The organism is Caloramator sp. E03, from assembly GCF_006016075.1.
In the GTDB taxonomy this organism is placed as follows: Bacteria; Bacillota; Clostridia; order Clostridiales; family Caloramatoraceae; genus Caloramator_B.
The window spans coordinates 654,539-673,001 of sequence record NZ_CP040093.1 but is presented as its reverse complement, the minus strand read 5'-3'; the positions used below and the strand labels follow the sequence as shown (position 1 = coordinate 673,001).

General features: G+C 29.6%; 15 protein-coding genes. All 15 read left to right on the top strand.

Annotated elements, in window-relative coordinates; genetic code table 11:
- Window positions 1-24 precede the first annotated feature (24 nt).
- The 15 genes from FDN13_RS03480 to FDN13_RS03410 all read left to right on the top strand — a co-directional run bounded on the left by FDN13_RS03480 (window position 25) and on the right by FDN13_RS03410 (window position 18,458).
- The gene (locus tag FDN13_RS03480) at window positions 25-861 is read left to right on the top strand and encodes a PRD domain-containing protein (RefSeq protein ID WP_138978923.1); all 837 of its coding nucleotides are present in this window, start codon (window positions 25-27) and stop codon (window positions 859-861) included.
- Window positions 862-1,002: 141 nt separating this feature from the next.
- On the top strand, window positions 1,003-2,448 hold the full coding sequence (locus FDN13_RS03475) for a PTS transporter subunit EIIC (protein WP_207670904.1): 1,446 nt from the start codon (window positions 1,003-1,005) through the stop codon (window positions 2,446-2,448).
- A 23-nt stretch (window positions 2,449-2,471) separates the two neighbouring features.
- Window positions 2,472-2,954, top strand: coding sequence for a PTS sugar transporter subunit IIA (locus tag FDN13_RS14570; RefSeq protein WP_138978922.1), 483 nt, complete (start codon window positions 2,472-2,474; stop codon window positions 2,952-2,954).
- A gap of 224 nt (window positions 2,955-3,178) precedes the next feature.
- Window positions 3,179-4,153 (top strand): ABC transporter ATP-binding protein, encoded by a 975-nt coding sequence (locus FDN13_RS03465; protein WP_138978921.1) that lies wholly within the window; start codon window positions 3,179-3,181, stop codon window positions 4,151-4,153.
- The gene (locus FDN13_RS03460) at window positions 4,150-5,013 is read left to right on the top strand and encodes an ABC transporter permease (protein WP_138978920.1); all 864 of its coding nucleotides are present in this window, start codon (window positions 4,150-4,152) and stop codon (window positions 5,011-5,013) included. Before FDN13_RS03465 ends, FDN13_RS03460 begins: the two co-directional genes overlap by 4 nt.
- Before the next feature lie 14 nt (window positions 5,014-5,027).
- Window positions 5,028-6,446, top strand: a complete 1,419-nt coding sequence (locus FDN13_RS03455) for a GldG family protein (protein ID WP_168190062.1) — start codon at window positions 5,028-5,030, stop codon at window positions 6,444-6,446.
- Window positions 6,443-7,786 carry a DUF4340 domain-containing protein gene (locus tag FDN13_RS03450; RefSeq protein WP_168190061.1) on the top strand — a complete coding sequence of 448 codons (1,344 nt, stop codon included), beginning with the start codon at window positions 6,443-6,445 and terminating at the stop codon, window positions 7,784-7,786. Before FDN13_RS03455 ends, FDN13_RS03450 begins: the two co-directional genes overlap by 4 nt.
- Window positions 7,787-7,986: 200 nt before the next feature.
- Entirely contained in the window at window positions 7,987-9,828 is a 1,842-nt protein-coding gene (locus FDN13_RS03445) for a polysaccharide biosynthesis protein (protein WP_138978917.1), read from the top strand.
- A 24-nt stretch (window positions 9,829-9,852) separates the two neighbouring features.
- The gene (locus FDN13_RS03440; RefSeq protein WP_138978916.1) at window positions 9,853-11,166 is read left to right on the top strand and encodes a nucleotide sugar dehydrogenase; all 1,314 of its coding nucleotides are present in this window, start codon (window positions 9,853-9,855) and stop codon (window positions 11,164-11,166) included.
- A 50-nt stretch (window positions 11,167-11,216) separates the two neighbouring features.
- Complete coding sequence (locus FDN13_RS03435) at window positions 11,217-12,311, top strand: Gfo/Idh/MocA family protein (protein ID WP_138978915.1); 1,095 nt, start codon at window positions 11,217-11,219, stop codon at window positions 12,309-12,311.
- Window positions 12,311-13,051: an acyltransferase gene (locus FDN13_RS03430; RefSeq protein ID WP_207670934.1), complete on the top strand. Its 741-nt coding sequence runs from the start codon at window positions 12,311-12,313 to the stop codon at window positions 13,049-13,051. Before FDN13_RS03435 ends, FDN13_RS03430 begins: the two co-directional genes overlap by 1 nt.
- Window positions 13,052-13,076: 25 nt before the next feature.
- The gene (locus FDN13_RS03425; protein ID WP_138978913.1) at window positions 13,077-14,180 is read left to right on the top strand and encodes a glycosyltransferase family 4 protein; all 1,104 of its coding nucleotides are present in this window, start codon (window positions 13,077-13,079) and stop codon (window positions 14,178-14,180) included.
- Window positions 14,181-14,195: 15 nt separating this feature from the next.
- Window positions 14,196-15,734 (top strand): murein biosynthesis integral membrane protein MurJ, encoded by a 1,539-nt coding sequence (murJ, locus tag FDN13_RS03420; RefSeq protein ID WP_138978912.1) that lies wholly within the window; start codon window positions 14,196-14,198, stop codon window positions 15,732-15,734.
- Window positions 15,735-15,739: 5 nt separating this feature from the next.
- Window positions 15,740-17,029, top strand: coding sequence for an ABC transporter substrate-binding protein (locus FDN13_RS03415; RefSeq protein WP_138978911.1), 1,290 nt, complete (start codon window positions 15,740-15,742; stop codon window positions 17,027-17,029).
- Between the two features lie 10 nt (window positions 17,030-17,039).
- Window positions 17,040-18,458: an O-antigen ligase family protein gene (locus FDN13_RS03410; RefSeq protein ID WP_138978910.1), complete on the top strand. Its 1,419-nt coding sequence runs from the start codon at window positions 17,040-17,042 to the stop codon at window positions 18,456-18,458.
- Window positions 18,459-18,463 lie beyond the last annotated feature (5 nt).

The window sequence follows — 18,463 nt, the reverse complement described above, 5'->3', positions numbered from 1 at the left end:
AAATTGTATTTTGTAGGTGTTAGTATGGATAAAGAATTTGTCGTATCAAAGATTTTAAGCAATAATGTTGTTATTTGCGAAAAAGAAGGAAAACTTTATGTATTAACAGGAAAAGGTATAGGATTTGGGAAATCAAAGGGAGATATAATAAAAAATGAGAATAGTATAGAAAAGAAATTTGTAGCAATAGATGATGAAGATAAGGAAGATTATTTCAAGATACTTCAAAACACGGAAAAAAGTATTGTTGCAGTTGCTGAAGAAATTATATATATGGCATCACAAAAGTTAAAGGAACCTTTGAATTCTCATATTCATGTTGGCCTGGTGGATCATATAAACTTTGCAATACGTCGCGTTTCTGAAGGGATAGATATTGTAAATCCTTTTTTAGTTGAAATTCAAACTCTATACCCTATAGAATACTCTATTGCAGAAGAATGTATTCATCTAATAGAAGATAGGATTGGTGTTAAGCTGCCAGAGAGTGAGATAGGTTTTATTGCACTTCATATATATTCTGCAAGAGTTAACCAAAGTGTATCTGACAGCTTAAAGTATACTAAGCTTGTTAAAGAAATTATAAATTTTATACAAAAAGATTTAGATATAAGCATAAATGAAAAATCCCTTGAATATGCAAGGTTAATATCTCATTTAAGATATGCTTTGCAAAGAGTGGATAGGGGAAAAACCTTTGAAAATTTTTTATCTCCTAATTTAGAAAAGAGGCTTAAAAAAGAATTTAAAGTATCGAAAAAGGTATGTACATATATTGAAAAAAGGCTTGGTAAACCAGTTCCTGATACTGAAATTGGATATATTGCAATCCATATAGCAAGGTTAAATGATAGTATATAAAAGACGTGTTACTGATTCGATTCTATCAGGCATGAGTCTTATAATATCCCACGAGGATATTATAACTCATGCCTTTTTGATTAAAGCAATTAATATAAAAATTTATCTTTGAAATACTATAATAAAGGAGGGATAAAAATATTGAAAACAAGATTTTTTAAGATATTACAAAAAATTGGAAAAGCAATCATGATGCCAGTATCAGTTCTTCCAGCGGCGGGTATTCTTGTAGCCTTTGGCAGATGGCTGATGCAAAATAGCGGTGTTTCCAAAGCAATAGGGCAAATAATTTATGATGGAGGAATAGTAGTATTTGAAAATCTTCCATTAATTTTTGCAATTGGTGTTGCTATTGGATTTGCAAGTAATATAGGTGTTGCTGGTCTTGCATCAGTTGTTGGCTATGAAGTAATGACAAAAGTGCTTGATGCCATGGGGAATTTAAATAACATACAGGCAAAAGGTATAGAGAAAATAGATATGGGAGTTTTTGCAGGAATAATTATTGGTATTGTTGCTGCAAAACTATATGACAGGTTCCATGAAATTAAGCTTCCGCCATACCTTGGATTTTTTGCAGGGAAAAGATTTGTTCCAATTGTTGCAGCAGTTACAGCTTTATTTATGGGAATTGCGTTTTCTTATATTTGGCCTCCTATTCAGGTTGCAATTAATAAATTTGCTAACTTTGCTGTTAATTCATATTTTGGCCCTGCTTTTTATGCGGCAGGCAAAAGGGCACTTATTCCGGTAGGGCTTCATCATGTTTATTATCCTGTATTCTTATATGAATTTGGAAGATATCTTGATCCTGCAACAGGTCAGGTTCTTAAAGGGGAAGCTGCAAGATACTTTGCAGGAGATAAAACGGCAGGATATTTTATGGCAAGTGAATTCCCTATAATGCTTTTTGGTCTTCCGGCAGCTACTCTTGCAATGTATCTAACTGCTGAAAAAAGTAAAAGGAAAGCAGTTGCAGGTGTTATGCTGACTGCAGCAATGACATCAATACTGACAGGAATTACTGAACCTATTGAATTCTCCTTTATTTTTGTTGCACCAGCACTTTATGTATTCCATGTTATTGGAGCATTTATTTCAGGTATTCTAACAAAAGCATTTAGTATAAGGCTTGGTTATACTTTTTCAGCAAGTATGATAGACTACATATTGGGAATTTCAAATTCTCAAAATGGATGGAAGCTGTTTCTTATTGTTGGCCCAATAATTTTTGCATTATATTTTACTGTATTTTACTTTGCTATAAAAATGTTTGACTTTAAAACTCCAGGAAGAGAAGATGATACTGAAGATTTAGATGATGAATATGATTTTGACACTTCGTCACTTTATCATTCAAAAGCAAAAAGAATACTTGCAGCTCTTGGAGGGAAAAAGAATATTGATGCAATAGATGCATGTATAACAAGACTAAGACTTACTGTAAAAGATATTTCAAAGGTAAATAAATCTGAACTTAAAAAATTAGGTGCATCAGGAATAATGGATCTTGGTGGTGGAAATCTTCAAATTGTATATGGAACAGATTCTGAAACATTAAAAGATGAAATTAAAAAATTATTATAAATTATAAAGAGGAGGAAAAAATAATGATTAGCTTATTCAAAAAGAAAAATACAATTGAATTAACATCCCCAGTTAAAGGAAGTGCAATAGACATAAAAAATGTTCCAGATCAGGTTTTTGCATCAGGTATGCTTGGAAATGGAATTGCATTTGAACCAATTGAAGGAGTTGTATATTCCCCATGCAGTGGTGAAATAGTAAATTTATTTCCAACAAAACATGCTATAGGTATTAAAACAAAGGAAGGTCTTGAAATACTAGTTCATATAGGTATAGATACTGTAGAAATGAAAGGTGAAGGTTTTGAAGCTTTTGTAAATGTTGGTGACAAAGTTAAAGCAGGCGATAAGCTAATTTCCTTTGACTTAGATCTTGTTAAAAGTAAAGCAAAATCAGCTATTTCACCTATGGTTATAACTAACATGGACATAGTAGAATCAATGGATACAATTTATGGAGAATGTGATATAAATAAAGTAGTTTTAAAGGTAACATTAAAAAAATAATTTCTAAAGAAGCGGTTAAAAGGAGTTAAAAATAATTATCTTTTTAACTGCTTTTTTTTAGGTACGTTGTTAAAGTTTCGTAGGTATTTATTAACAATATCTGCCTTATTCAAAAGATTTAATATGATTAAAACTTTACAAATTATTAATTGTTTGGTCATTAATTTTATATAAAAAATGTTTATAGTAAAAATTGTATTAATATATTGTGAGGAGGGAAGAAATTGATAAAGGTTACAAACCTTACGAAGCTATATGGAGAACATGCTGCAATTAAAAATGTGAGTTTTCAAGTTGACAAAGGAGAAATTGTAGGATTTTTAGGTCCAAATGGAGCAGGTAAAACTACAACATTAAATATTATAACAGGATATTTATCACCAACAGAAGGTTGTGTAGAAATTGATGGCCTTGACATAATTGAAAACTCCTATGCTGTAAAGAAAAAAATAGGATATCTTCCGGATATTCCACCTCTTTATATGGATATGACGGTAGGAGAATATTTAGATTTTGTTTATAGTATTAAAAAAGCTGATCCTTCTAATAAAAATAAAGCTATAGATGAAATAATGGATATCGTTAAAATTGAAGATGTGAAAAACAGGCTTATAAAAAACTTATCCAAGGGGTATAGACAAAGAATAGGAATAGCTCAAGCACTTATTGGAAATCCTGAAGTGCTTATACTTGATGAACCAACTTCAGGACTTGATCCAATGCAAATTATAGAAATAAGAAACCTTATTAAAAATTTAGGACAAAAGCATACTGTATTTTTAAGTTCTCATATACTTTCAGAAATTGAGGCAGTATGCAGCAGAATAATCATTATAAATAAAGGACAGATAGTAGCAAGTGGTACGCCAGAGGAGCTTAGAAGTCATATTGAAGGAAGCAGAAGACTAAAATTGAAAGTTAAGGCAAATGAAACATTTATTAATGATATACTTAAAATATCTGGAGTTAAGTTTGCAAACATCATAAAAAATGATAAGAACCAAGAGAAAGATCCTAATATAATTGATATTATAGTGGAATCAGAGAAAGGAAGGGATGTTAGGGAAGAGGTTTTTATGATTGCTGCAGAAAAAAGATGTCCTATTCTTATGATGGTTGAACAAAAATATGATCTTGAAGATATATTCCTCCAAGTTACAGGAAATGAAGAAAACAAAACAAAGGAGGTAAAGGTATGATAGCTATTTTTAAACGTGAACTTAAATCATATTTTACAACACCTATTGGATATGTGTTCATGGGAGTATTTTTACTTATGAGCGGTATTTTCTTTTCACTTATGAATTTACTTCAAAACGATGCAGAATTTACAAGTGTACTTAATACTATAGTTTTTATATTTTTATTTCTTGTTCCTATACTTACAATGAGAACATTAAGTGAAGAAAAGAAAAATAAGACGGAGCAGCTTCTATTAACTTCTCCCTTAAGGGTATGGGATATTGTTTTTGGAAAGTTTTTAGCTTCATCAGTATTATTCCTTATAACTTTATTAGTGACTTTTATATATCCACTTATAATAAAGTTTAATGGATATATTTCACCAACTGAAGTTTTATGCACATATATTGGTTTTTTTCTTCTTGGTTGTAGTTTTATATCTGTAGGGGTATTTATATCATCTCTTACAGAAAATCAGATAACTTCAGCTATAGGAACTTTTGGAGCACTACTTATATTATGGATTATGGAATGGATAACTCAAAATATACAAAGTGGAGTTAAATCTGGAATAATATTTGCTGTTATCTTAATTGCTATAATCGTGTTTATTATCAATTTAACAGTTAAAAATCCATATTTTAGTGGTATTGTAGGTATTATTGGATTATTAATTATTTTAGTTATTTATTTTATTAAAAAAAGCTTTTTTGAAGGTTTTATTGCAAGTTTTCTAAATTGGTTTTCTGTACTTATTCGATTTGATTCCTTCTCAGGAGGAGTTTTTGATATAAGCTCCGTAGTTTATTATCTGTCTTTTATATTTGTATTTTTACTTTTAACGGTAAAATCAATTGATAAAAAACGATGGAGCTAAGAAGGAGGCATAAAATGAAGAAGATAGATTTAATTTCAAATATTAATTCATCCTTTAAAAATAAAAAATTCAAACAGGGAAGTTATGCAACTCTATCTACAATAATTATAATTTGCATAGTTATTGCTTTAAATCTATTAATTGGTAAGTTTGATTTAAAATTTGATCTTACTAAAAATAAATTATACACATTGTCAGATCAGAGTAAACAGATATTAAAGTCCATAAATAAAGATGTTAATATAATTGCTCTTTATAAGGCAGGAAATGAGGATAAGGCAGTGAAACAGATATTGGATCAGTATGAAAAATTTTCTGATAAAATTAAAGTTCAATATAAGGATCCAGAGCTTTATCCTGAATATGTAAAGAAATATGAAAAAGAAGGTAATAGCATTACAGAAGGAAACATTATAGTAGAATGCGGAAATAAATTTAAAGTATTATCTTCAACTGATCTTGTAAGCTATTCACAATATAGCCAGCTTCTAACTGCAGAGCAAAACATAACAGGTGCTATTACTTATGTAACTTCTGATAAAAGAATAATAATATATAACACTCAAGGGCATAACGAAGATGAAATCCCTTATAATATCAAAAATTCACTTGAAAATCAAAATTATGAAATCAAAAATGTAAATCTATTAACTGATAACATTGATTCTAATAGCGGATTATTGATGATTATGGGTCCAAAAGTTGATTTAGCTCCAGAAGAAATATCCAAGATACAAAACTTTTTAGATAAAGGTGGTCATGTATTTATTTCAGCTCCTATTATGAAAAGTGAGCCTAAAAATTTAAATAAACTTATTTCAAATTATGGTGTGAAACTAGAAAATGCTTTAGTAATTGAAGGAAGTAGTTCAAATAGATTACAAAATCCTCTTTATATAATACCGGATAATTTAGATCATAGTATTATAAATCCAATTAGTAATTCTAAATTTCCTATTATATTAAAGGCTGCACATCCTATTTCTGATGTTGATATTGTAAGGCATACTGTTAAAGTTGAGCCTCTTTTAAAGACTTCAGATAAAGCTTATGCAAAAACCAATCTCCAAAGTGAAGTTATAGAAAAGGAAAAAAATGATTTATCAGGACCTTTTGTTGTTGCTTGTGCTATTACGGATGAAGTTAGTATTGATAATAAAAATCCTAAAATAGTTATTGTATCAAGTAGCAATTTTGTTGATGAAAGCCTTACTGCAAATGGCCTTGGAAATACTGATTTATTATTAAATAGTATAAATTGGCTTCAAGACAATACACAAAATATATCTGTATCTCCTAAAGATTTATCTTCAAATTATTTACAGCTTAGTGGAGCAAAACAGTTATTATTCTCAGGTCTTGTTGTTATAGTAATACCTCTTATAATTCTTATCAGTGGTATTACTGTATGTGTAAGGAGGAAGAATCTATGAAATCTTCAAAGAAGATAATTTTTCTTCTTATAGTTTTATGTGCTATAATTGGTATTTACATTGCTAAGGTAAGTTATGATAATAAAAAGCAGAGTGAAGAAACTGATAAAATACAGCTTTTTAAAACTGATAAAAAGAATATAGATGCTATAGAAATTAAGAATAATAAAGGAAGCTTTTCTATAAAAAATGAAAATAACAAATTTACTGTAATGAATGTAAGATATAAAATTGATAATACTTCAGTTGAAGAAATTGTATCAAATCTTTGTAATATAGAAGCATTAAGGTTGATATCAGATAAAAAAGAGGACTTAAGTAGATTTGGATTAGATAATCCACAGGGACAATGTACTATTTATCTTAAGGACGGAACAAGTAAAAAGTTATATTTAGGTGATGTTGTTCCTGGTGGAAGTGCCTATTATGTAGCTATTGGAGATAATAAAATCTATACTGTTTCTGATACAATTGGTAAACAGATGATTAAATCTTTAGATGATATTAGAGATAAAACAATTGTAATTGCAAATGAAAATATATCAGGAATTAAAATATCAAATGGAAATAACATTATAGAATTAAAATCAAGTGATGGGACAAGATGGTATATGGAACAACCCTATGGAATGTCAGTTAGTGCGGATAACGATAAATTAAATTCTTTGATATATTCACTAAAAGAAATATATATTGAAGGTTTTGTTGAAGATGAATGTAAGGATCTTTCAAAATATGGCTTGAATAAGCCATCGCTCAAGGTTGATGTATTTGAAGGAAACAATACAAAAAGTCTTATATTTGGAAATAAGGTAGGAGAAGACAACATATATTTTAAAACATCAGATAGTAATTCAATTTATATGATGTCATTAGAAAGCTTTAATACATTTAATATAAAACCTTTCGATATAGTAAGCAAATGTCCTGTAAATCCATTAATAGCTAATATCGATGAAATGACTATTGTTAATGGAAAGAATAAATATACATTTACAGTTAAAAAGCAAAATTCAGGTACAAACAAAAATAACGATGAGGTTAAATATATTTATGAATTAAATGGAAAGCAGATAAAAGATGAAGATTTTAAAGATATGTATAATAAATATTGTAACCTTGTAGTTGATTCACAAATAAAAAATGTGATAAAAGGAACACCTGATGTGGTAATTACATTTAAACTAAATGAAGGGTTTGAAAAGTATGTGAAGATAGAGCTCATACCGTATAATGATAATTTTTATGAGATGCTTATAAATGGTAAAGGGGATTTTGCTATAAGCAAGACTCAAATAAATGAATTTATAAATTTGGTTAAAGAAAAACAAAAAAGTTAATTTAAAAAGAGATGGCTAACAACTAGTCATCTCTTTTTAATATATAACTATAAATTTAAAAAATGTTCATAAATAAATGATATAATATTACAGGTAATTATTTTACTACTTATATTAATTGATATATAATTATATTGCTGAATGATGTAACTTTGTGGTTACTAAATGTAAGACAAGAGTGAAATGGAGATGAATAAGAAATGAATAGGCAGATTAAGCAAATTTTTTTTGTTATTCTTGATGTGCTATTTATTAATGCATCTATTTTTATTGGATATTTTGTAAGATTTTCTTGGAATATACCAAAGGCTTATTTGGATATTTACCTTAGGTCTTTTATTCCAATATCAATAATAATGATTGGATGTTTTAGTGCTTTTAAACTATATAGAAGCGTATGGAGATATGCAAGTGTTGACGAACTAATATCTGTTATTCTTGCAGTAAGTTTTGGAACGATGATTTCATTTGTTTTTGGACAGATTGCAAAGCCTTTTATAGGCAATAGACTCCCTATTAGTATCTATCTTATAATGTGGGCCTTAACAATTCTTATGTCTGGTGGAATTAGATTTTTAAGAAGGATAGTTGCAAGTATTGAAATGGTGCCTTCAGATGTACTTAAAAAAAGCAAAAGAACATTAATTGTAGGTGCCGGGGATGCAGGTGCAATTGTTGTAAAGGAGATGAAAAAGCATCCAGAACTTGGATATATACCAATAGCTTTTGTTGATGATGATGAAGGTAAAAAAGGTCAGGTTATTCATGGAATACCTATAATAGGAACAAGAAACGATATTGAAAAAATAGTATCTTCAAAGGATATAGATGAGATACTTATAGCTCTTCCTTCAGCAAGCCTTGAGGAGAGGCAGAAAATATTTAAAATATGCAGCAATACTGGATGTCATCTCAAGACTCTTCCTGGAATATATGAGCTTATTGATGGAAAGGTTAGTGTAAATCAAATAAGGGATGTAGAAATAGAAGATTTACTTGGAAGAGAACCAGTGGAACTTAATATTGAAGAGATAGCTGGATATTTAAAAGATAAAACTGTTCTTGTAACAGGTGGAGGAGGTTCAATAGGTTCAGAGCTTTGCAGACAGATTGCAAGGTTTAGCCCTAAAAAACTTCTCATTCTTGATATAAATGAAAATGGTGCATACGATCTTCAAATGGAACTTAACAGGAAATATCCAATTCTTGATATAGAGGTAATAATAGCATCTATTAGAGAAAAAAGCAGGCTTGAAGATATATTCTCAAAGTATAAAATAGATGTTGTGTTCCATGCAGCAGCTCATAAACATGTTCCATTAATGGAAGCAAACCCAAAGGAAGCCATTAAAAATAATGTTATAGGGACATTAAATCTTGTTGAATGTGCAGATAAATATAATATAAAAAAGTTTGTTCAAATATCTACAGATAAGGCAGTAAATCCTACTAATATAATGGGTGCAACAAAGAGAATCTGCGAGATGATAATTCAAGCAATAGATAAAATAAGTGATACAGAATTTGTTGCAGTAAGATTTGGAAATGTACTTGGGAGCAATGGAAGTGTAATACCTTTGTTTAAAAGACAAATTAAAGAAGGTGGACCAGTTACTGTAACTCATCCTGAAATAAATAGATATTTTATGACAATTCCTGAAGCTGCACAGCTTGTAATTCAGGCTGGTGCTATGGCAAAGGGTGGAGAAATATTCATACTTGATATGGGAAAACCTGTTAAAATAGTTGACCTTGCAAGGGACTTAATTAGGCTTTCTGGATTTGAGCCAGATAAAGATATAAAGATAGTATTTACTGGTCTTCGTCCTGGAGAAAAACTATATGAGGAACTTTTGATGGATGAAGAGGGAATTCAAAATACAAAGCATAAGAAGATATTTATAGCAAAGCCAGGAAATTACGATTTTATGGAGCTTAGAGCAAATATAATAGAGATTTATAATAAATTAAGTTGTGATGATGAAGTTGTTTTTGATAGTGTTGCACAGCTGGTACCAACGTATAAAAGAAAAAAGCAGTAAAATTAAATATTAAGGAGGATTAATATGTCCGCAAAAGAAAGATTGATAGAAAAAATAAACAATAAAACTGCAGTAATAGGAGTAGTAGGCCTCGGATATGTAGGTCTTCCTCTTGCAGTTGAAAAGGCAAAGGCAGGATATAAGGTTATAGGTTTTGATGTTCAAGCTAAGAAAGTTGAAATGGTAAATAAAGGTCATAACTATATCGGAGATGTAGTTGATGATGAATTAGCTCTTCTTGTTAAGGAAGGGAAGCTTACAGCTACTACTGATTTTAGCTTTGTAAAGGATGTTGATGCTGTATCAATATGTGTTCCAACCCCACTTGATAATTATAAGCAACCGGATATTTCTTATGTTGTAAATTCAACAAAGAGTATATCAAAATATCTTCATAAAGATATGCTTATTGTTTTGGAAAGTACTACATACCCAGGCACAACAGAAGAGGTTTGCAAACCAATACTTGAAGAAAGTGGTTTAAAGTGCGGGATTGACTTTTTTCTGGCTTTTTCACCAGAAAGGGTAGACCCAGGCAATAAGCATTTTAAAACTAAGAATACACCAAAGGTAGTAGGTGGTGTAACTCCAAATTGTACAGAAATTGCAGCAGCACTTTATAGAAATGTTTTGGAAGGAGATATTATGACTGTTTCCTCTCCAAAGGTTGCTGAGATGGAAAAGATACTTGAAAATACCTTTAGAAATATAAATATAGCCCTTGTAAATGAAATGGCAATATTATGTAAAAGAATGGGAATAGATATATGGGAAGTAATTGAAGCTGCAAAGACTAAACCTTATGGATTTATGGCTTTTTATCCAGGTCCAGGTCTTGGAGGGCATTGCATACCTCTTGACCCCTTTTATTTAACTTGGAAGGCAAGGGAGTATGATTATCATACTAAGCTCATTGAAATTGCCGGGGAAATAAACGATTATATGCCAGAATTTGTTGTAGAAAATGCAATGGAATTATTAAATAAAGAAAAGAAGGCATTAAATGGTTCAAGAGTTTTACTGCTTGGTGTTGCATATAAAAAGGATATTGATGATTATAGGGAATCGCCTGTGTTAAAGATAATAGAGCACTTGGAAAAAAGAGGTGCTATAGTTGCTGTCAATGATCCTTATATAAAAACTTTTAAATATAAAGGAAGAGAAGTTAAAACTGTAGAACTTGATGAAGAACTTGACAAAGCAGATATAGTAATAGTAACAACAGATCATAGCTGCTATGATTATGAAGATATAGTTAGAAGAGCAAAGATATTTTATGATACAAGAAATGCTTCTAAGAACGTTGTAAATAATAGAGAAAAAATTCACAAGCTATAAACCTATAGGCTTTTGCTTTTAAAGATATACAATTGCGATTGGAGGTTATTATGAAAAAATTAAAGTTTGCTATTATCGGGTGTGGAAGAATATCAAAATGGCATGTTGATGCAATAGCACAGAATAATAATGAAGCTGTTCTTGTTGCAACCTGCGATATTATAAAGGAAAAGGCTATAGAAAAGTCTGAGATTTATAAAAAATATTTTTCTGATGCAACTGTAAATATATATGAAGATTATAAAAAGATGCTTGATAGTGAAGAAATTGATGTTGTAACTATTGCAACTGAAAGTGGCTATCATCCTGAAATTGCCATATATGCAATGAAAAAAGGAAAGCATGTAATTGTAGAAAAACCAATGGCACTATCTACTGATGATGCAGATTTAATGATTAAAACTGCTAAGGAAAATAAAGTAAAACTTTGTGTAAGCCACCAGAACAGATTTAATAAATCTATTCAAATGTTAAGAGCTGCCTTGGAAGAGGGAAGATTTGGAAAACTTGTCAGTGGCATGGCAAGCATAAGATGGAATAGAAATATGGAATACTACAGACAAGCACCCTGGAGAGGAACTTGGGAGCTAGATGGTGGAACATTAATGAATCAATGTATACATGATATAGATCTTTTGCAATGGATGATGGGTGGCGAGGTCGAGTCGGTTTATGCTCAAACAGGAAGGTTTTTGAGAGATATTGAAGCTGAAGATTTTGGAGCAGTGATAGTAAGGTTTAAAAATGGTTCTATAGGAATTATAGAAGGAAGTGCATGTGTATATCCGAAGAACCTTGAAGAGACTTTAAGCATATTTGGTGAAAAGGGTTGTGCAGTAATTGGAGGTCTTGCAGTAAACAGGATTGAAACCTGGAGATTTGAAGATGGTAAAGATAGTGAGGAAGAAATATTAAAAATGCAGGAAGCTGATCCTGAAACAGTTTATGGGCATGGGCATACTCCTTTGTTTAAGGATATGATAGACGCAATAAATAATAATAGAGAACCTTTAATAAACGGTCAGGAAGGTAAAAAGGGAATGGAGATAATACTTGCAGCATATAAATCACAAAAAACAGGTATGCCAATAAAGTTCCCAATGGGAAGTTTTTCAACTCTTGACATGAAAGGTGAGAAATTATGATGTTTTGTATCTCTGATAGTGCTACGATTGGCGAGAATGTTATCATTGGTAATTTTGTAGTAATAGAAGATGATGTTCAAATAGGTGATAACTGCATTATAGGTCATAATGTTGTTATACACAAGGGAACTAAAATAGGAAATAATGTTAGAATAGATGATAATACCGTAATAGGTAAAAAACCTATGAGATCAGTAAATAGTATATTTAAAGATGAAAAGGAGCTTGAAGCTGCTACTATTTCTGATGGATGTTTAATAGGGGCAGGAGTGATAATTTACTGTGGATGTAAAATAGGTAAGGATACATTAATAGCAGATTTATCTACTGTAAGGGAAAACGTTACAATTGGCAACAAAACGATTATAGGTAGGGGAGTTGCTATTGAGAACTTTTGCAGTATAGGTAATAGTTGTAAACTTGAAACAAACGTATATATAACTGCTTATTCAACTATTGAAGATAATGCATTTATAGCTCCAGGGGTAGTAACTTCAAACGATAATTTTGCATCCCGTTCAAAAGAGAGGTTTAAACATTTTAAAGGAGTTACTGTAAAAAAAGGAGGAAGGATTGGAGCACAGGCTACAATACTTCCAGGTAAGATTATTAATGAGGATGGCTTTGTTGCAGCTGGATCTGTTGTAACAAAAGATGTTAATTCAGGGACGATAGTTGCAGGTAATCCTGCAAAATATTTTAAGGATGTACCTAAAGAACAACTTCTTGAAAATCAGTAAAAGGCGTAATTAAGGAGGTTTACAGATGGCAGAGAGGGTGTGCCATATATCAACTGCCCATCCTGCAGAAGATATAAGAATATTTTATAAGGAATGCAAAACTCTTGCTGATAATGGATATGAAGTTTATCTTGTTGCTAATTATGACAGGGAAACTATTAAAGATGGAGTTCATATAATCCCTCTTCCTCAAAACAATGGAAGGTTTTATAGGTTTTTCATTAAGGGCTTTTCAGCTATGAAAATTGCCCTTAAAACTGATTCCCAAATATATCATTTTCATGATCCAGAACTTATAATATCAGGTATAATATTAAGTTTTCTTGGAAAAAAAGTTATATATGATGTCCATGAAGATTATGCTAAAAGCATTATGACAAGGGAATGGATAAGACCGTCCTTAAGAAATTTTATTTCAAAGTGTTTTAATAAATTTGAAAAATTTTCTATTAAATATTTTTCTAAAGTAATAGCTGCAAGGCCGGATATAGCTCAAAACTTTTCTTTAGAAAAAACGGTTACAGTTAGAAATATGGCAATATTAAAGTTAATAGATGATGTTAAGCCAGCTAATGTGGAAAAGACAAAGCCGGCTATTATATATGCTGGAGGCATGAATAAAATAAGGGGAATAAAACAGATTGTAGAAGCAGTAGGGCTTTTAAAAGGAGAAATTGAACTATGGCTCTTAGGTAAGTGGGACAGTATAAGCTATAAAGATGAATGTGTAAGTCTTGAGGGTTGGAAGTATACAAGGGATTTTGGATTAGTTAGTGTTGAAACAGCATATTCATATATGAAAAGAGCTGATATTGGAATTGTTAACTTTCTTCCAGCCCCAAATCATAATACAACACAACCAAACAAACCATTTGAATATATGACTTGCAGTCTTCCTATTGTTATGTCAAATTTTGAATACTGGCAGCAATTGTTTAAAGATTGTGCTGTATTTGCAAACCCTAAGGATCCAAAGGATATTGCTGAAAAAATAAAATATCTAATGCAAAACAAAGATTATGCAAAGCAGCTTGGATGTAGAGGAAGGCTTTGTGTTGAAAATAATTATTCTTGGGAGGCTGAAAGCAAAGTCCTTTTAAAAGTTTATGAAGAGCTTTTAAAAAAATAGGGCCGGAGGTTTAATATGTCTGAAATAAAAAAAATAGCAAAATATAGCATATTCATAACTATTTTACTTGTAATTAGTAAGTTAACAGGATATATCAGAGAATTTCTAATAGCTGTAAAATTTGGTGCCACAAGAGAATCGGATATATTTAAAATAGCATCTACAATGCCTACGGTTCTATTTAGTTGTATTGCAGCGGCACTTGTTACTGCCTTTATACCTGTTTTTGCAGGAATTAAACGCGATAGGCAAAAGGCAGATGAGTTTTTTAATAATATACTTAACATAATATTATTAATATGTACTTTTCTTGCGATTATAGGTATAATCCTTTCACCACAGCTTACTTATCTTTTTGCAAGTGGATTTAAGGGAAAGGATTTTTATACAACAGTTTATATGACAAGAATACTAATGCCATCTATAATTTTTCTTGGAATAAGTGGTTTATATAGTGGGTATTTACAATCATATAATATATTCATTCAGCCAACCGTTGCAGCTATTGTTGCAAATATAATTATCATATTGGGAATAATTTTATTTTATAAATATGGTATTATATCAGCGATAGTTGCAACCTTTATTGGTGCAATTGCTCAGGCATATACACAAAGACCTTTCATGAAAGGCTATAAATATAAGTTATATTTAAATTTAAAAGACAAGAATGTAAGAAAAATGTTAAAGCTTGCAGTCCCAACAATAATTAGTACGGCAGTTTCGCAGATTAATCTTATGGTAGGGAGAAATTTTGCATCAAATCTTTCAGCGGGAAGCATTTCAATATATGATTATTCTTATAAAATAAATAGTATAATTAATCTTGTTTTTATAACATCAATTACAACTGTACTCTATCCAAGCCTTACAGAAAAGTATGCAACAGAAAAATACGATGAGTTTAAAGAAATGATGTTAAAATCAATAAACTTAATTATTATTGTTGCAGTTCCACTTATACTTGGAGTCTATGCCTTAAGTACTCCTGTTGTTATGCTCCTTTTAGAGCATGGGAAATTTGATAGGAATGCTACTGTTGCAACTTCTTTGTGCCTTAAATATATATCTTTTTCTGCCCTAGGCTATTCTTTAATTGATATTTTTAGCAGGATATTTTATTCTACAAGGGATACAGTAACTCCTATGATAAATGGATTTGTGAATGTTGGAATAAATGTAGTTTTAATATTTATACTTGTTCCAAGACTACAAATAAAAGGATTGGCTTTATCTACAACATTATCTACGCTTATTATTGCAACAGTTATGTTTATACAAATAACAAAGAAACTAAAATATAATCAGTATTATAAAAACTTATTAACACTTGTAAAAGCTATGCTTTCAGGAATTATTATGGCTATTTTAGTGAGTTTATCATTTAAATATATGGATAATATGATAAAAGGTATAAATGCTTTACTAATTCTTAAGATTATTGTATCAACAGTTTTAGGAGCATTAATATATTCTTTTATGCTTATTATATTAAAGGTAGAAGAATTTAAGATTATAGTTGATATGCTAAAGAGAAAGAAAATAGGAGTGTGAAGTAGTTGAAAGCAAAAGGACAAAGATTGGTAACTTCATATTTTATTATTACTATATTTTTATTAGTCATATCTTTTGTATATAAAGTTGATTTATTAAAGAAAAATGACAAAAAGTTACCAAAAATTGCAGAAAATAAAACTGTAGTTACTGTATTCACAAGAAACTCTGCTTATAGCAGTAGGTTAAAAAAAGATATAGAAAAGTTTAATTTAGAAAATAACAAAATCTATATAGATTACAAAAGTTTTGATGATGATTATTCCAACATATTAAGGCTTTCACTTCAGTCAAGTGGAAGACCGGATATTTTTCAGCTTGGTTTTTATGATGTTATTGAAAAAGAAGAAATATATACTATGGAAGATTTAAACATAAATAATTTTGATGAAATAGATAAGAGCAGAATTTTTATGTATAAGGGTAAAAATATTGGTTTAAAGGTTTCAGGTGCTACAGTAAAATTTGTATGGAACAAAGATATATTTATAAAAAGTGGATTAAATCCTGATAATCCTCCAGAAACTTGGCAAGAATTGCTCTATTATGCAAAAAAAATAAAGCAGTCAAATCCACAAATAGTACCCTTTGAATTTCCTGCATCTAATTTTGGAGAAATTAAAATGTCAATAGGAGAGCCAAGTGTTTTTAAAGGAGATATATATACAACCTTTTGGAACTATAAAAAGGGTGAATATAATTTTAATTATTCAAAGGATATAATTACAAAATATAATCAGTTATATAGCGATAATCTTATACCACAGGATTTTGATAAAAAAAGTATTAAAGATATAAGAAATGACTTTATTGAAGGTAAGACTGCCATGATGATAAGTACAAGCGATGATAAAGCTTATTTTGAAGATAATAAAATAGATATGAATATAGGTATATCTAATCTTCCAAGGTTCTTTGGTGAAGGCAGCAGAAAATATTATTTAACAAACTTTAATGTTTTGGTAGTATATAAAAATGATAATGATTTAAATAGTGTTATTAGTGTGTATAAATATCTCTATGATGAGTATAAAAAATTAAATGATGAAAGTGTAAAACAAACGAATTTGAAATATGCTGAATATGATAATATGAAGTATTTTGATTTTGAAGGAAATGATCCTACAGGTTCGCTTAATATTAATTTTCCAAAAGTTAACAGTTTGATATATGATGGGATTAAAGGGAAAATGAAAATAGATGAAGTTATTCAAAATCTAAATTCATATTTTAACTATATGAAGGATGCTAAAATAAAGAAAGAACCAGACTTTTTAATTGACTATATAAGATAAGGGGTAGAAAATGAAGAGGTTAATGTTTACTAAAAAAGATTATATAGCTTTATTTATAATTTTAATACTATCATGTATATTAACTGCTTTTTTGTGCAGTAATATAGGCAAAAAAGATTTGCTAATGATTTATATAGCAACAGTTCTCTTATTTATAGAAATATACTTATTAATATATAGTAAAAAGTTATCAATTCTTTTGTTTATTGCTTCATTTCCTTTACTTGTTACTGCAAGAAGGGTAGTGTATTTTGACTTTTTAATATTTAAGATAACTTATGAATCTATTTATATTACAATACTATTTTTAAAAGACATTAAGGATATAACTTATAGATTTAAAGAGGCTTATTATTCTGGTAAACAAGAGCTCTTATATATAATTTTTATTGTTTTATTTACTATATTTGCAATAAACAGCTCCATATTTTCAAATAATATTGCAAGAAGCATTGGATATGCCTATATATCTGTTATTGTGCCCATAATGTTTGCCCTTTGTGTATATGTTAACTTTGATAAGAAAAATATTAAACAAGTAATCTATGCATTGATATTTCAATGTGATTTAAGTTGCTTATATGGTTTTTCACAGATAATAACAAATAGAATCCCTTTTAATCAAATAGCTTCAAGTAGGATTTATATAACCTTTGGATTTCATAATATAAATATATTTGCTGGTATAGTTATACTGATTCTTCCATTTATTTTAAATGAACTTTTATATGGCAAAAATACTAAGAAAGAAACGTACTATCTTTTTGTTTCATTGTTATTATGTGCAACAGGGCTTTATGTGACATTTACTAGGGGAGCATGGCTTGCTTTCTTTACATCTGTACTTATAATTCTTTTAAGTAAAAGATATAAAAAGTTTTTTTATTTGCTTGGTGCATTTTGTGTAATATTTATAAAGCCTGCATTGTCTTATGTGTTAAGAAGAGGAACCAATATGGATTTTTCAATGAATGAATCAAGTATTGCAAGGCTTCAATCGTTATATACAAGCATTGTAATAATATTAAAATATCCCTTTGGAATAGGTGGAGGAAACTTTCAAGAATTTTATAAAAAATATATGATAGACGGTTATTATCTAATGCCAGATAGCTTAAGGTCGAAGATTGTAGTTGCATCTTATAGCCTTGAAGCAGCTCATAACCTTTGGCTTCAGATTTCAACTGAATTTGGAGTTGTATGTGCAGTAATTTTCTTTGTAATCCTTATTAATAGACTTATTTTATCGGTTAAGAATTTTGGCATTTTCAGGGCAGAAGTTGCATGCATAATATCATATCTCATATTTTCTGTGCTTACAGGTGTTGAATTTGAACATAAAGGTATAATTACTGCAACTATTATTATATGGATTATTATTATATCTATTGAATTGAAAAGAGAAAAATCTTTAGAAGCTGAAAGATAATGAGG

What these genes read in the sequence shown, in the direction of transcription:
- FDN13_RS03440 (WP_138978916.1), top strand. Translation starts at nt 9,853, where the DNA reads ATGTCCGCAAAAGAAAGATTGATAGAAAAAATAAACAATAAAACTGCA.
- FDN13_RS03480 (WP_138978923.1), top strand. Translation starts at nt 25, where the DNA reads ATGGATAAAGAATTTGTCGTATCAAAGATTTTAAGCAATAATGTTGTT.
- FDN13_RS03445 (WP_138978917.1), top strand. Translation starts at nt 7,987, where the DNA reads ATGAATAGGCAGATTAAGCAAATTTTTTTTGTTATTCTTGATGTGCTA.
- FDN13_RS03455 (WP_168190062.1), top strand. Translation starts at nt 5,028, where the DNA reads ATGAAGAAGATAGATTTAATTTCAAATATTAATTCATCCTTTAAAAAT.
- FDN13_RS03450 (WP_168190061.1), top strand. Translation starts at nt 6,443, where the DNA reads ATGAAATCTTCAAAGAAGATAATTTTTCTTCTTATAGTTTTATGTGCT.
- FDN13_RS14570 (WP_138978922.1), top strand. Translation starts at nt 2,472, where the DNA reads ATGATTAGCTTATTCAAAAAGAAAAATACAATTGAATTAACATCCCCA.
- murJ (WP_138978912.1), top strand. Translation starts at nt 14,196, where the DNA reads ATGTCTGAAATAAAAAAAATAGCAAAATATAGCATATTCATAACTATT.
- FDN13_RS03430 (WP_207670934.1), top strand. Translation starts at nt 12,311, where the DNA reads ATGTTTTGTATCTCTGATAGTGCTACGATTGGCGAGAATGTTATCATT.
- FDN13_RS03410 (WP_138978910.1), top strand. Translation starts at nt 17,040, where the DNA reads ATGAAGAGGTTAATGTTTACTAAAAAAGATTATATAGCTTTATTTATA.
- FDN13_RS03425 (WP_138978913.1), top strand. Translation starts at nt 13,077, where the DNA reads ATGGCAGAGAGGGTGTGCCATATATCAACTGCCCATCCTGCAGAAGAT.
- FDN13_RS03435 (WP_138978915.1), top strand. Translation starts at nt 11,217, where the DNA reads ATGAAAAAATTAAAGTTTGCTATTATCGGGTGTGGAAGAATATCAAAA.
- FDN13_RS03460 (WP_138978920.1), top strand. Translation starts at nt 4,150, where the DNA reads ATGATAGCTATTTTTAAACGTGAACTTAAATCATATTTTACAACACCT.